Raw genomic sequence first — 14,784 nt, forward strand, 5'->3', positions numbered from 1 at the left:
CTATAATATAAAAAAGGGATGAGTTTTAAAACTCATCCCTTTTTGTTTTGCTCTAAATAGACTTTAGTCTATAAAAAAAACTTTGAGCCTTTGTAACTTTGAACCTTTGAGCCTACTTTTTATCAACTACCGGTCTATTCTCTCTATTGGCTAAATCCCAGGCAATGACAAAAGCCAGTTGTGCTCTTTTTGTTAAAGCATCGTATTCAATTTTTTGAGGTTCGTCGCCTTTACCGTGGTAATCTTCATGAACTCCGTTGAAAAAGAAAACTGCCGGAATACCGTTTTTTGCGAAGTTGTAATGATCAGAACGTTCATAAAAATGATTTGGATCTTTTGGGTCATTAAATTTAAAATCTAAATCTAATTTGGTGTATTTATCATTTTGCGCTACTACAATATTGTGCAAATCGGTAGATAATCTGTCAGCACCAATTACGTAAACGTAGTTGTTTGTCTTAGCATGTTCTACATCGCGGCGACCAATCATATCGATATTGATATCAGTAATAGTGTTGGCAATTGGAAATAATGGATTTTCAGAATAATAACGAGATCCATGTAAACCGTGTTCTTCACCAGTTACATGAAGGAATAAAATAGAACGTTTTGGGCCATGACCTTGTTTTTTAGCTTTTGCAAATGCCTTAGCTATTTCCATAACAGCTACAGTTCCGGAACCGTCATCATCAGCTCCGTTATAGACTTCACCATTTTTAATTCCAACGTGATCGTAGTGTGCTGAAATTACCAAAACTTCATCTGGTTTTTCAGAACCTTCAATATAAGCCCAGATATTTTCTGAATCAGGTAAGTTTTCGTTACGTTTTGCATTCAGGAACGAAGCAGGAATATGTTGGTAATAATCTGTTGCTCCTTTTGGGAACGAAATACCATTTTTTTTGTATTGGTCGATCATGTATAAACCTGCTTTTTTCTGACCTTTTGATCCGGTTTCGCGGCCTTCCATTTCGTCAGAAGCTACAATATAAAGCATTTCTTTAAGATCTTTTTCGGTAATGACTTTTATGTATTTAGTCGGATCTGAGTTATCTTTAGAAGCAACAGCCTGCGTATTTTTACAAGAAAACGCCGATGCAACTAATAATAAGACTATAATTTTTTTCATTGATTAGTTAGTGTAAATTGATAAATATGTATAACATATAAAAAACGAGTAAAAATAGGATAAAAAAGAAGTTTATAAAAAATAAGATAAAACTTTTAACAAACGACACTATTCTGCTTTCTCCATAAAAACGATGATGTGCGGGATAAAAATAATAAGACATCCAGAGAATACCTACAAAATTAATAATATTGCCTACAACCGTAAGTGGAGTATCTTCTCCAAATAAGCCAATTATTTTGTTGATAATAAATAAGATCAGAAATATTAAAAGAAGAAATGAGAAATAATGTAAGGTAAAAATACCATGATCAAAGTAATACCATTTCTTTTTGTTATGAAAAATCCATAAGAAAAAGGCGAAGAAAGGCATTATGATAAAGAGAATCTTTGGGATATTATGAAGAAAAGATTCTATAAATTTTTCAATGATTTCCTTTTTAGTATTATGCTCCGTAACATGAACAGCCTTTTCGTAAATCCAATATCCAAAATCAGAAAGTTTTTCACTTTCCTTACCATACTTTTGAATCGAATCGATCTCTTTCATTGATTTTATTTGAAAGTACTTTTTATCGATTTGTTTCATCGTTTTTTCTTGCACATAGTTTTTATCACTGTGATTTTTAGTTTTGTCTTTGCTGGGTTTTTCAAAATTTGAACTAATTTCTTCCTGACTTTTGTTAAGATTTTCACTTACTTTATTTGGAAATAAAGCAATTAAAAGAAAAGTAATAAAACTGATAAAAATATAAAGACGAACTGGAGCCAGATAAGACAATCGTTTTCCTGACAGATATTCTTTGGTTAAAGTAGAAGGTTTGAAAAGTAAGTTTTTGATGGTTTTCCAAAAAGCATTTTCATAATGCGTCAAATCTTCAAAGAAATGGATAAACAAGTGATGAAATGTTTTTCGGCTATCTGTATTTTCCTGTCCGCAATTTGGACAAAATTTTTGTTCGACAACATGTCTGCAATTTAAGCAGGTTTTGTCTTTTCTAATCGGACTGTGTGACATTGGTTATTTTATTGATATGTGGTTTATGGTTGGGTTTTTATGTTTTTTTTGCCCATGGATGACGCGGATTAAACGGATTTACGCTGGTTTCTTTTTAGTCTGTGGGATCACTTTTTTTAAATAATCTGTGTAAATCTATTAAACCTGTGGGCTTAAACCTTATTTTTTTAAAACTTCATTTAAAAAAAGCTGTAAATGTTCGAATGATCTTTTTGCAGCTACAGCATTGTAAGCAGCGCCTTTAGAATTATCGTTTCCGGCTTCCGGATTTGTAAAAGAGTGAACAGCATTTGCATAGTAAATCATTTGCCAATCTGCTTTTGCGTCACGCATTTCTTGCTGAAAAGCTGTAATTTCTTCCTTAGATTCGTATGGATCATCAGCACCATGACAAACTAAAACTTTAGCAGTAATTGGTTCTACAGAACGACTGGCATCTCTGGCTAAACTTCCATGAAATGAAACAACACCTTTTAGATTCAAATGTCCACGAGCCGCTTCCAGAACTCCCGCTCCTCCAAAACAATATCCGATAGCTACAATATTGTCTGCATTTGCCCCCGATTTTATTAATTCCTGTAAAGCCAGATTGATGCGTTTTTGATATTCGGCATAATTAGTTTTATAGTGACCGGCTATTTTTCCTGCTTCTGTTGTGTTTTTCGGATAGTTTCCTTCACCATAAATATCAGCGATGAAAACGGTATACCCCAGCTTTGATAAATTCTCGGCAATATCTTTCGAGGCTTTGTCGATTCCAAGCCATGCAGGTATAAGAAGAATGCCGGGATTGTTGCTGCTTTTTTTAGTTGATTTTATTAATAAACCGTTTAATACCTGATTTCCATCGGCGTATTTCACAGGTTTTAATTGTGCATTTATAGTGTTAGAAAACAATATAGTCGCAAAAAGTAATAGGGCAGAATTTTTCATGTTCTCACAATTTTTAACAAATATCAGAAATAATATGTTACAAAAAAACCTCAAAAGTCATTTCTTCTGAGGTTTATAACATTTGGCTTTCGGAATTAATAATCTATTGAATTCTAAAATTATTCTTATGCTTTATAAGGTGATATTTCGTTTAAAAGCGCATCCTAATTCAATCATAGAATCAGTTTTGGCAATTCCGGGAATATTATCGATTTTTTCATATAATATTCTACGCATATGTTCGTGGTTTTTTGCCGTAATCTTAAGGTATAGTGTAAAAGATCCGGTTACAAAATAACATTCGGTAATTTCAGGTATTTCTTTTAATGCTTCGATAATTCGCTCTGAATCGGAATCTTTATTTAGTGTAATACCTGTAAAAGAAGCCCAATCGTAACCAATTTGTTTTTCGTTCAAAATAGGTTTAATGCCTGTTATGATTCCTTGTTCAAATAAACGGTTAATACGTTGGTGGACCATAGTATTTGAAATTTTTAAATTAGTGGCAATGGTAGAATATGCAATTCGTCCATCTTTTTCTAATTCCTTTATAATTTTAATGTCAAACTCGTCTAAGATATCCATGCAATATTTTTTTTCGTTTAATTTATGTAAAGATAAAAATAACTATCATTTGTTGTTTAAATATGAAAGGTAAAATGACTTATAATTGTGTTAAAATAAGTTATTTTGTTTTTATAAAAGCTATTATTGAGTTAAAACATGTTGATTATTGCATTTAAATAAATAAATTTTATATTTTTGCTTCAATAAAAATAAATTATCATGGGACATAAGCAAGAAGTACTTTCATCAAAGTCTGAGGTTTTGATCGAAAAAGAAAACAAATACGGAGCTCACAATTATCATCCACTTCCAGTTGTGTTAGAAAGAGGAGAAGGAGTATATGTTTGGGATGTTGACGGAAAAAAGTATTATGATTTTTTATCGGCTTATTCTGCAGTAAATCAAGGTCACTGCCATCCAAAAATTGTAAAAGCAATGACGGATCAGGCAATGAAATTGTCTTTGACTTCTCGTGCTTTTTACAATGATAAATTAGGAAACTACGAAGAATTTGTAACCAATTATTTTGGTTTTGATAAAGTATTACCAATGAATACGGGTGCAGAAGCGGTTGAAACGGCTTTGAAACTTTGTAGAAAATGGGCTTATGAAGTAAAAGGAATCCACGAAAATCTTGCACAGATTATTGTTTGTGAGAATAATTTTCACGGAAGAACAACTACAATTATTTCTTTCTCGAATGATGAAACTGCCCGTAAAAGCTTTGGTCCATTTACAGAAGGATTTATAAAAATAGAATATGATAATCTTCAAGCTCTTGAAAAAGTTTTAGAATCATCAAAAAATATAGCAGGATTCCTAGTAGAACCAATTCAGGGTGAAGCGGGAGTTTATGTGCCATCAGAAGGATATTTGGCGAAAGCAAAAGCGTTGTGTGAGAAACATAATGTATTGTTTATTGCAGATGAGGTTCAGACGGGAATTGCGCGTACCGGAAAATTATTAGCTGTTCATCACGAAAATGTACAACCGGATATCTTGATTTTAGGAAAAGCAATTTCTGGTGGAGTTTATCCAGTTTCGGCAGTTTTAGCAAATAACGAAATCATGAATGTAATTAAACCTGGACAACACGGATCTACTTTTGGAGGAAATCCTGTTGCTGCTGCGGTTGCAATTGCTGCTCTTGAAGTGGTTAAAGACGAAAATTTAGCAGAAAACGCAGAACGTTTAGGAATCCTTTTGAGAAAAGGTTTGAACGAAATTGCAGAACGTAACAATCTAATTACTTTAGTTAGAGGAAAAGGTTTATTGAATGCCATTGTGATTAATTGTGGAGAGGATTCTGATTTGGCTTGGGAAATTTGTTTAAAATTCAGAGATAACGGATTATTAGCAAAACCAACTCACGGGAATAAAATTCGTTTGGCACCGCCTTTGGTTATGACCGAAGAGCAAATTCAGGAATGTCTTGAAATTATAGAAAAATCCCTAAATGAGTTTAGAGATTAATTCGTAAATATTTAGTTTGTAAAACTGTAAAAACCATATTCGGAACACCGAATATGGTTTTTTTTTTGAGCTTTAAAATAAAGTACTATTTTAACATAATTAAACCTTTTGAAGGCTATTAAGAACTTGTTAGGTGAATTAATTTTGCAAAAAAAATCACAAATAAGCAAATTATTAATTTATTCGGATAAGATATGGTAACAATAAGTTTATGTATGATTGTAAAAAACGAAGAGGATACATTAGCAAATTGCCTTAATTCTGTAAAGGAAATTGTTGATGAAATTATAATTGTTGATACAGGTTCTAATGATCGAACGAAAGAAATAGCTTATTCATTTACTGATAAAGTCTATGACTTTGAGTGGATAAATGATTTTGCTGCAGCACGAAATTTTGCCTTTTCTAAAGCCACAATGGATTATCAGTTGTGGTTAGATGCAGACGATATTATAATTGAAAAGGATAAAGCAGCATTTTTGGATTTAAAGAAGACGCTTAGTCCAGAAATTGATATAGTTTTGATGAACTATAACTATGTTGTAGACAATAATAATAATCCGATATATTCTTTTCATAGAGAAAGATTACTAAAGAGACTTAATAATTATCAATGGAATGATCCTGTTCATGAATACATTGAATATCGTGACAATTACTTAATATCTGAAATTGCTGTAACACATAAAAAAATAGATGCCTTTTCAGATAGAAATTTAAAAATTTATGAAGAACAGCTTCGAAAGAATTTACCTTTTTCTTCAAGATCATTATACTATTATGCAAGAGAATTAAGAGATCACAAGAAGCATATAGAAGCAATTAAATTCTTTAATAAATTTCTAGATACAAAACAAGGTGCCCCTGGTGATAATATAAATGCTTGTTTAGAAATTGGTAAAATTTATAAGGTATTAGGGGATAATGATAATGCCTTGAAATATTTTTTCCAAAGTTTTTCTTATGATATTCCCAGAGCAGAATCTTGCTGTGAAATAGCAGCTATTTATAAAGAAAATCAAGATTATCGAAAAGCCATTTATTGGTATGAACATATATTAACGTTGGAAATTCCTAATGATGCTAGTATAATCATGGTTGACTCTTGGAATTTTGTTCCTGCTATAGAGTTAGCAGTTTGTTATTACAACAATGGTGATATTGAAAAAGCTGTTTACTATAATGAAATGGCAGGAAAATTTAAAGATAAACATGAATCGGTTTTACATAACCGTGAATTTTTTAAGAAGGAAAGATCTAAAGATTTTTTTTATAAAGAGTATAAACATTAAATATATTGAAAGTTTAAATCGTTATATTTATACTATAAAAAGGCGTTCGCCACAGCGAACGCCTTCTGGTTATAATTACTTAAAATATCAAAAAAAGTAACTATTTCTTTAGAGTCAATGTTTATAAAGCATTGACTCTTTTTTTATTTTAAAACCTAACTTTTTTAAGTTCCCATAAGGTTTTGATAAACGTATCTACATCTTGAGTGGTATTGTAAAATGCCAATGAAGGACGTACAGTTGTTTCAACACCCATTCGTCGTAAAATTGGCTGTGCACAATGATGTCCGGTTCTTACAGCAACACCTTCTTTGTTAAGCGCTTGACCAACCTGGTCATTTGAATAACCTTGAAGAGTAAAAGAAAGCACACTTGCTTTATCTTTAGCCGTTCCTATCAATCTCACGTCAGGAATTTCTTTTAAGAGGTTTGTGGCATATTCTAACAAATAATGTTCGTATTGCCCGATTGCTTCAATTCCTAGTTTTGTTACGTAATCGATAGCGGCTCCAAGACCAATTGCATCAGCGATATTTCCTGTTCCTGCTTCAAAACGATTGGGTGCTTTGTGGTATTTGATTTCCTCAAAAGTCACATCCTGAATCATATTTCCGCCCGCTTGATACGGTTGCATTTCGTTCAGTAAATCTTCTTTTCCGTATAATGCACCAATTCCAGTTGGACCAAATAGTTTGTGCCCCGAAAAAACAAGCCAATCCGGATTTAAATCCTGAACATCCACTTTCATGTGAGAAACGGATTGTGCGCCGTCGATTAAAACTTTCGCTCCAGCAGAATGTGCCATTTCAACAATTTTTTTAGCAGGAGTTACAGTTCCTAATGCATTTGAAACTTGCGTAAAAGCGACCAAACGTGTTTTCGGATTGAGCAGTTTAGCATATTCATCCAATAAAATTTGACCGTCATCATCAACGGGAATCACTCTTAACTTTAATCCTTTTTTGTCAGCCAATCGTTTCCACGGAACAATATTCGCGTGATGTTCCAGATTACTCACAATGATTTCGTCTCCGGCAGCTAAATTCTGATCGCCCCAACTTTGCGCTACCAGATTGATTGCTTCCGTTGCACCGCGAACAAATACAATTTCGTTTACAGAACTAGCATTCAAAAAGGTTTTTACCTTTTCGCGTGCAGCTTCATAAGCGTCAGAAGCTCGTGCCGCTAATTCATGCGCTGCACGATGAATATTTGAATTTTCATGTTCGTAGAAATACGCAATACGATCAATTACCGATTGTGGCTTTTGAGTTGTTGCTGCATTATCAAACCAAACCAGAGGTTTTCCGTTTACGGTTTCTCTTAGAATCGGGAAATCTTTTTTGATTAATTCTGCATTAAAATGTGAACCTGTAATACCAGTAATTTCTTTAGAGCCAAAAGTATTTCCAACAATCGCATTTGGGCTTTTTTTATCAAAAGCAAAAGGATTCTGATCTAAGAAATAATAGTTGTTTCCCGCTCCATCTCCATTTAATGGAGAAATGTCGCGTCTTTTAAATTGTGTATCAACTGTTGCTAAAGCCGTTTGTAATTCGATTTCAAAAGAAGAATTCTCCGTTTGAAATGGCAAATATTCATTATTCAGAAGCAATTGGGAGAAAAACGAGTCTTCGTTCAATTGTGGCGATGCTCCATTTTTTAAATTAGTATCATAAAAACCCGTATGCGGATTATTCATATTTAGATTGTAATCTTCCTGAACTCCTGATGTTGTGACACCACTTTGCGGATTAAATCCGGCACCGGCATTTGGATATAAAGCCGAAGCTCCTGTATTGCCATAATTAGCAACTGTTGGAGTCGTTCCAAAACCACTAAATGAATTTTGGGTTGGCTGAATATTCAACGGATCTTGTGCAGAAATCGGAGCTGTATTACCTACATTTCCGGACTGCAATAACGTTTCTGCAATTTTAGTAGCACGAGGATGTTCGTTTTTATCCGGAGTCAACGAAATTTCTTTCGGAAACTCATTGGGTAAAGTCCTGAACAGCTCGTTTGCTAAATTTTGCAAATCGTCAATGTTTGGTAAACCGTTGTTGTTAGTATTTGTACTCATGATACTTTCCTATTTCTACATCTTCAAGAACAGCGATGGCGTCATCTACTAAAATTGCCAATGAGCAATAAAGAGATACAAGGTAAGAAGCAATTGCTTTTTCATTTATTCCCATAAAACGAACCGATAATCCAGGAGATTGCTCGCCTTGTAATCCCGGCTGAATCAATCCGATAACACCTTGACGGCTTTCTCCGGTTCTTAAAAGAATGATTTTAGATTTTCCGTTTTTGATAGGTAATTTATCTGATGGAATTAGCGGAATTCCTCTCCAGGTCAAAAACTGTGATCCAAATAAAGAAGTTGTTGGAGGCGGAACACCACGACGTGTACACTCACGGCCAAAAGCGGCAATTGCCAAAGGATGCAACAAAAAGAAACCCGGTTCTTTCCATACTTTAGTCAATAATTCGTCTAAATCGTCTGGTGTTGGTGCGCCAGTCCTGGTTTTTATAATTTGTGAAGGAGCAACATTGCTCAACAAACCATAATCTTTATTGTTTATTAATTCGCTTTCCTGACGTTCTTTGATGGTTTCGATAGCCAGACGAAGCTGTTCTGAAATTTGATTGTACGGTTTACTGTACAAATCAGAAACACGTGTATGAACTTCTACAATTGTCTGAACAGCGGCTAGATTGTATTCTCTTGGATTATCAATATAATCGACAAAAGTGTTTGGTAAAACTCTTTCGTCTCTTGCAGAACAATCTACTTCTATGTGACTTCCGTCTTTTACTTTATTCAAACGAAATACACCTGATTCTACCGGAGTCCAATGCAAAAGATGCGTTAGCCAACGCGGAGATATAGTTCCAATTTGAGGAACTGTACGTGTTGCAATTGCTAATTGTCTTGCTGCTACGTCGCCTAATGCGGTCTGTTGTTGTTTTGATTCAGCCATGATTTAATGCTTTAAAGGTTATTTTTTGTTTTAAGATGTTAATAGGTTTCAAGTGACAGAGCCCTATTTTACGCTATAAGTAAATTTATGTTAAAAATAAAAGCACTCAAAAAGAAATGAGGTTTAATTTGCTTTAAATAATTTATAAGTTGTTGATAGTCAGAATTACGGCATCTTTACTTATTGCCTTTTTAAAAGTGCTCCGCCAGGCATTACTTCCGGTTTCAATTTGAATTTGCTGTATTCTACAACTCCGGTTTTATCTGCCCAATCAAAATAGGCAGCCGAAAGTTTGTTTACAATTCCGGGATTTTGCTGTGCTACATTTGTGGTTTCACCTCTGTCAGTTTCTATATTATAAAGTTCCCATTCGTAGGATGGATATGTCGAAACTAATTTCCATTTACCATCTCTTACGGCTCTGTTTCCTGCTCTTTCCCAAAATAATGGTGCGCCTCTATCGACCTGCGAAACATTATTAAATAAAACAGGCAACAAACTGCTTCCAACCAAGGGGTTTGTCGTCACACCATTATATTCTTTGGGATATTCAATTCCGGCCAATTCATAGAAAGTAGGAGCGAGGTCAATGATATGCCCGGTTCCTTTATCGATTCTGCCCGCTTTAATTTTAGAGGGAAACCAAGCAATAAAAGGAGAACTGAAACCGCCTTCGTGCATATTATTTTTATACTGCTGAAGCGGAGTATTTGATAAATAAGCCCAGTTTTGTTCTTGATAATCAAATGATCCCGAAGTTCCAACAGGTCCGTCATTTCGAACCAAACCACGACCTAGCGGATTATAAGTATTAAAACCTCCTTGGGCACCATTGTCTGAAATAAAAATAATCAATGTGTTTTTGTCTTTTTTAAGCGCTTTTAATTTTTCTAAAACTTTCCCCACATTTTGATCCATATTGTCTACCATTGCAGCGTAAACTTCCATTTTTGCTTTCCAGAATTGTTTTTCGTCATAAGTCAATTTGTTCCATTCCGGCACTTCAGGATCTCTTGGCGCTATAGTTTGGTCAGCAGGTAAAATGCCGCTTGCTTTTAATTTTTCTATTCTTTTTTCTCTTAAAACATCCCAGCCTTCATCAAATTTCCCTCTGTATTTGGCAATGTCAATAGGTTTTGCCTGCAAGGGCCAATGTGGAGCGGTAAAAGCCAAATACAAAAAGAATGGTTTATTTTCTTTGTTTTGTTCGTCCAGGAAAGTCACAGCATTGTTTCCAATCTCATCTGTAAAATAATACGAATCATCTTTTGGATGTAGTTCTTCATTGTTTCTGATCAGTTTTACCGGATAAGGTGTTTTTCCGAAAGGCAAAGGTTTAGTATCAAAATAATTTGAAGCACCTTTTAAAATGCCATAAAATTTATCAAAACCCCTCTGATTCGGCCATTGCGCCTGATCTTCAGAACCAACATGCCATTTTCCCGAAAGTAAAGTGCTGTAACCACCAGAACGAAAAACTTCACCTAAGGTCAACGATTCTTTATTTAAATATCCCTGATAGGCTGGCAATCCCAGATTTATATCAAAAAATCCCATTCCGGCTTTGTGTTGATATTGTCCTGTTAACAAAGATCCTCTTGTAGGCGCGCAGATCGAATTATTGTAAAATTCGCGTAAGCGCAAACCTTCCTGAGCAAATTTATCCAGATTGGGAGTTTTGATTTCCGAGCCATAATTCCCTAAATCAGAATAACCCATATCATCCACCATAATTAAAACAATGTTGGGTTTTGTTTGATTTTGCGAATGAATTGTAAAGCTAAAGGCTAATAAAAGGCTGAATGTAATAAGTGTTTTTTTCATTATGATTGATATTTTTAATTTGTCGAAATCATTGCGTTTCAAGGGATTAAAATCCCTTGCTACAAAATTTATCATTTCTCCGGAATTTTATAAAGAGTTCCGGAGGAACGGATTATATTGTAGGGATGGATTTTAATCCGTCCTTCGTTCAGGATGACAAAGATTATAGATATGATTATTTACCAAACAGCAAAAAGGCAATAATCAGCGTGATAATCACATTGAATAATTGTGCGATCAAAAAGGCGTATAAAGGTTTTCGGCTGTTGTTACTCAATAAATCTTTAAAATTGGTTTCTAAACCTATGCTCGTAAAAGCTAAAGCAAACCAAATTCCCTGAATATTTTTCAAACTGTCTTTAACTTCATCTCTAACTTCTGACGTCAATAGAAAAGAAAAGATTAATGAAGCAGCGATAAATCCAAGTACAAATTTTGGAAAACGTTCCCAAATCACACCCAAAGTTGGTTTTGATTCAACAGCTTCTGCTGATTTATTATGGGTATAAGTCCAATAAACGGAAATGGCAAAAGCGGCTAATCCTAACAATACATTTTGAGAGAATTTTACAATGGTACTAATTTTCAATGCTGTTTCGCCTACCAAAGTTCCAGATGCGACAACAGCGCCCGAAGTATCAATACTTCCTCCCAACCAGGCTCCGGTAACTTCTTCTGGAAAGTTGAAATATTTAGCAATTATGGGCATTAAAATCATCATGGGAATTGCGGTTACCAAGACAATCGAAATAACATACGATAGTTTTTTAGAATCTCCTTTAATTGCTCCAGATGTTGCGATTGCTGCAGAAACTCCGCAGATAGAAACAGCGCTGGAAATCATCATTGTCAATTCGTCATCGACTTTTAGTTTTTTACACAACCAAAAAGCAAAATACCAAACGGATAATACCACAATCAAAGCCTGAAATAATCCTAAAGAACCTGCTTTTAGAATGTCTGAAAAAATAACACTGGTTCCCAATAAAATTAATCCAATTTTTACAAATATTTCTGTAGAAAGTGCTGTACGAAACCAGTCCGAAAGTTTGAAAAAATTACTGATCGCTAAACCAATAATCAAACTAAAAATTACGGCTTCGAGATTGAATCCTTTTATAGTTGTGTTTCCTGCGATAATCAAAGCAAGAATTGTTAGTATATAGACTATAGGGAAAACGAACAAGAAATTCTTAACCGATTTTCCAACTAAAAAAGCGCCGATTGTTCCAATAGAAATGAAATCTAAAAATTGCAATGCGATGATTTTTAGATTCCCGGAATCAAATACATCATTGTGCAGATCTGTTGTGTTTGACCATTTGAATATGGGAATTTCGGGAAGAAAAATAAAAAGAGAAATTCCGATTGTGATAAATCCCAGAATAACGACTGTCCAATCTTCGTGAAGGGTAAATTGTTTTGTTTGGGTCGACATTTTAATGTTTATTAGTTTGTTTTCCTACAAGACTTTCAAAACCTTGCAGGAGATTAAATCAATGATTTTAAATTGTTATTTTGAAGCTAAAGCCACATCAACATCATTTTTCAAATCACCTAAACCATCTTTTTTAAATGCAATTTTTCCTTTTTTATATAAAATCAAAGTAGGGAAGACTTTCACTGTTTTTAAATCAGCGATTACTTGCGGATTATCTTCCAAATCAATTTCTACGATTTTTAAATTATCTCCATATTGTGCCTTGATGGTTTCTAAAACTGGTTTTACTTTTTTGCAGGCGCCACAATATTTAGAACCAATATCAACCAGAACATCATTATTTTCAGAAATGATTTTTTTGTATTCGGCTAAATTTAATTTACTTTTTGAATTGGCAAAAAATGGTTTCCCGCCACCAATCCAATTGGCAATTCCACCTTCTAAAGTATATGCTTCTGAAAAACCGATTTTCAGTAATTCTTTTTCAAGCTGTACACTTCTTCCCGCTCCAATCGAATAGATAAATACGGGTTTTGACTGATCTAATTTAGCAATTTGTTTATTGTAATCGGCTGATTGTGAGTTAAAATTTATAGACCCAATGATATGGTTTAAAGCAAATTCTTCGGGACCTCTGGCATCAATTATCTGCGGATTTTTTTGACTCTGAATTTTCGTGTAAAAAACCTCAAGCGAAACGGTGTTTGATTTTTCATTTTGGGCAAAACCAATTATAGATAAAAACAGTATTAACATTGTAATACTGTTTTTGATTGTTTTATTTTTCTTCATGATTTTTAAGATTGAGCCTGTTCGTAATAAACCGGACTTGGTGTAACATTCTCTGGTCTTGCTTTTATTGGCAATGATAATACACCTTCGGCAAGCGGACTTCCTTCTTTTTTAGATTTGAATATTGGCCATAAAAACTGAGCATACCATTCTTCTTGTTTGTATGATTTCGTGCCGTATGATTGCGGGAATTTACGGGTGATTAACCCGGTTCCGAAGATAACATCCCAAAGGAAAAACATGTTTCCGAAGTTACCTTTAAAGTGCCCAACACCGTCACCACTTGTATCAGCATGGTGTGCGTGATGTGTTGCCGGAGTTGAGATTAGGCGTTCTAAAACCCATGCAATAGGATGTAAAACTTTGTATTTGTAAAATGGTTTATCCCAAGCAATACTTGAATGCGCTCCCAAAGTGATAAAACTTTTAATCACTAAAACAAATAATGCCGGTAATCCTAAACCTAAATAAGTTAGTGTTGCTGTTAAGTAAATTTGCGAAAAGAAAACAGTATATATAAAGTTTTGTCTTGAAGCCATTGCCATTCCCATGTATGGAGCTGAATGATGTGTTCTATGAAAACGCCATAAAAATGGGACTTGATGATGTAAACGGTGGTACCAGTATTGCGTTAAATCATCAGCAATTGCGATAAGGAAAAAACCTCCCCAAAACGGAACCCATGAAAGTGTGTTAGCAAGATTTGGGATTAAATATGGTAAAGCTGTTAAGCTGAAAAAAGCAATTACCGGTGGTAAAAGCAATTTTGGAGCAAGGAAACAAATGATATCTACTTTGCGTTCCTGACCGGTCCATTGATCATCATATAAACCTGCGCCAAATTCGATAATACCCAAAACCAACATAAAAACGGTTAATCCCCAAGTTCTGATGTGTTCGAATGCGGGTTTCGAAAATTCTAAAAATGATGGTAATGTAATATGCGATTCTGCTACAACACCATTTGTTAGTTTAAAATAAAGGAAAATTGCCACTACAGGCAAACTGTAAATAAAAAGACTGATAATTAGATCTCTTGTAAGTTTTTCTCTTTGAACTATTGCCATGATTTCTTATTTTAAAAATTGATTAATTAATGCTAAACCTCCCGCTAATATGACTAGCGGAACTAAAAAAACGATCGCTCCCACGATGATTTTTTTTCCTATAATTTCATAGTCTACTCTTTTCATCTTAATGTATATTATATGGTTGTATGTTTTTTAAAACTCTTTTAAGTTATTTTAAGTCGTAAATTTAAAAATAAAACTATTAATTCTATAAAATTAGTAGAATTTAATTTAATATTATTGTAGAATTTTGTTACA

The 14,784-nt window shown here is 34.0% G+C and carries 12 protein-coding genes; 2 read left to right on the forward strand and 10 right to left on the reverse strand.

Going from position 1 to position 14,784, the window contains the following annotated elements; genetic code table 11:
• Nucleotides 1–112: 112 nt before the first annotated feature.
• The 4 genes from CHB81_RS14285 to CHB81_RS14300 all read right to left on the reverse strand — a co-directional run bounded on the left by CHB81_RS14285 (nt 113) and on the right by CHB81_RS14300 (nt 3,665).
• Nucleotides 113–1,129 (reverse strand): M28 family peptidase, encoded by a 1,017-nt coding sequence (locus tag CHB81_RS14285; RefSeq protein ID WP_089352535.1) that lies wholly within the window; start codon nt 1,127–1,129, stop codon nt 113–115.
• Between the two features lie 7 nt (nt 1,130–1,136).
• Nucleotides 1,137–2,147 carry a DUF3667 domain-containing protein gene (locus CHB81_RS14290; protein WP_089352536.1) on the reverse strand — a complete coding sequence of 337 codons (1,011 nt, stop codon included), beginning with the start codon at nt 2,145–2,147 and terminating at the stop codon, nt 1,137–1,139.
• A 159-nt stretch (nt 2,148–2,306) separates the two neighbouring features.
• A complete protein-coding gene (locus CHB81_RS14295; RefSeq protein ID WP_089352537.1) occupies nt 2,307–3,080 on the reverse strand; it encodes a dienelactone hydrolase family protein in 774 nt (257 codons plus the stop codon).
• A 132-nt stretch (nt 3,081–3,212) separates the two neighbouring features.
• Nucleotides 3,213–3,665: an Lrp/AsnC family transcriptional regulator gene (locus tag CHB81_RS14300; RefSeq protein WP_089352538.1), complete on the reverse strand. Its 453-nt coding sequence runs from the start codon at nt 3,663–3,665 to the stop codon at nt 3,213–3,215.
• A 201-nt stretch (nt 3,666–3,866) separates the two neighbouring features.
• Here CHB81_RS14300 and rocD point away from each other — a divergent pair, with 201 nt between their 5' ends.
• Entirely contained in the window at nt 3,867–5,120 is a 1,254-nt protein-coding gene (rocD, locus tag CHB81_RS14305) for an ornithine--oxo-acid transaminase (RefSeq protein WP_089352539.1), read from the forward strand.
• Nucleotides 5,121–5,335: 215 nt separating this feature from the next.
• Complete coding sequence (locus tag CHB81_RS14310; protein WP_217899730.1) at nt 5,336–6,412, forward strand: glycosyltransferase family 2 protein; 1,077 nt, start codon at nt 5,336–5,338, stop codon at nt 6,410–6,412.
• Between the two features lie 148 nt (nt 6,413–6,560).
• On the opposite strand, the gene CHB81_RS14315 is transcribed toward CHB81_RS14310, so the two are convergent.
• From CHB81_RS14315 to CHB81_RS14340, 6 genes are all read right to left on the reverse strand, one after another.
• Nucleotides 6,561–8,495 carry a family 2A encapsulin nanocompartment cargo protein cysteine desulfurase gene (locus CHB81_RS14315; protein ID WP_089352541.1) on the reverse strand — a complete coding sequence of 645 codons (1,935 nt, stop codon included), beginning with the start codon at nt 8,493–8,495 and terminating at the stop codon, nt 6,561–6,563.
• Nucleotides 8,479–9,399 carry a family 2A encapsulin nanocompartment shell protein gene (locus CHB81_RS14320; RefSeq protein ID WP_089352542.1) on the reverse strand — a complete coding sequence of 307 codons (921 nt, stop codon included), beginning with the start codon at nt 9,397–9,399 and terminating at the stop codon, nt 8,479–8,481. The genes CHB81_RS14315 and CHB81_RS14320 overlap by 17 nt, the downstream gene beginning before the upstream one ends.
• Nucleotides 9,400–9,579: 180 nt before the next feature.
• Nucleotides 9,580–11,223 (reverse strand): arylsulfatase, encoded by a 1,644-nt coding sequence (locus CHB81_RS14325; protein WP_089352605.1) that lies wholly within the window; start codon nt 11,221–11,223, stop codon nt 9,580–9,582.
• Between the two features lie 175 nt (nt 11,224–11,398).
• Nucleotides 11,399–12,661 carry a YeiH family protein gene (locus CHB81_RS14330; protein WP_089352543.1) on the reverse strand — a complete coding sequence of 421 codons (1,263 nt, stop codon included), beginning with the start codon at nt 12,659–12,661 and terminating at the stop codon, nt 11,399–11,401.
• 75 nt (nt 12,662–12,736) lie between these two features.
• The gene (locus CHB81_RS14335) at nt 12,737–13,456 is read right to left on the reverse strand and encodes a thioredoxin domain-containing protein (RefSeq protein ID WP_089352544.1); all 720 of its coding nucleotides are present in this window, start codon (nt 13,454–13,456) and stop codon (nt 12,737–12,739) included.
• A 5-nt stretch (nt 13,457–13,461) separates the two neighbouring features.
• Nucleotides 13,462–14,523, reverse strand: coding sequence for a sterol desaturase family protein (locus CHB81_RS14340; RefSeq protein WP_089352545.1), 1,062 nt, complete (start codon nt 14,521–14,523; stop codon nt 13,462–13,464).
• Nucleotides 14,524–14,784: the final 261 nt, after the last annotated feature.

This window comes from Flavobacterium sp. ov086, assembly GCF_900187965.1.
Lineage (GTDB): Bacteria > Bacteroidota > Bacteroidia > Flavobacteriales > Flavobacteriaceae > Flavobacterium.

Coding starts and splice junctions, on each gene's coding strand:
- CHB81_RS14285 (WP_089352535.1), bottom strand. CDS start 1,129: ATGAAAAAAATTATAGTCTTATTATTAGTTGCATCGGCGTTTTCTTGT.
- CHB81_RS14290 (WP_089352536.1), bottom strand. CDS start 2,147: ATGTCACACAGTCCGATTAGAAAAGACAAAACCTGCTTAAATTGCAGA.
- CHB81_RS14295 (WP_089352537.1), bottom strand. CDS start 3,080: ATGAAAAATTCTGCCCTATTACTTTTTGCGACTATATTGTTTTCTAAC.
- CHB81_RS14300 (WP_089352538.1), bottom strand. CDS start 3,665: ATGGATATCTTAGACGAGTTTGACATTAAAATTATAAAGGAATTAGAA.
- rocD (WP_089352539.1), top strand. CDS start 3,867: ATGGGACATAAGCAAGAAGTACTTTCATCAAAGTCTGAGGTTTTGATC.
- CHB81_RS14310 (WP_217899730.1), top strand. CDS start 5,336: ATGATTGTAAAAAACGAAGAGGATACATTAGCAAATTGCCTTAATTCT.
- CHB81_RS14315 (WP_089352541.1), bottom strand. CDS start 8,495: ATGAGTACAAATACTAACAACAACGGTTTACCAAACATTGACGATTTG.
- CHB81_RS14320 (WP_089352542.1), bottom strand. CDS start 9,399: ATGGCTGAATCAAAACAACAACAGACCGCATTAGGCGACGTAGCAGCA.
- CHB81_RS14325 (WP_089352605.1), bottom strand. CDS start 11,223: ATGAAAAAAACACTTATTACATTCAGCCTTTTATTAGCCTTTAGCTTT.
- CHB81_RS14330 (WP_089352543.1), bottom strand. CDS start 12,661: ATGTCGACCCAAACAAAACAATTTACCCTTCACGAAGATTGGACAGTC.
- CHB81_RS14335 (WP_089352544.1), bottom strand. CDS start 13,456: ATGAAGAAAAATAAAACAATCAAAAACAGTATTACAATGTTAATACTG.
- CHB81_RS14340 (WP_089352545.1), bottom strand. CDS start 14,523: ATGGCAATAGTTCAAAGAGAAAAACTTACAAGAGATCTAATTATCAGT.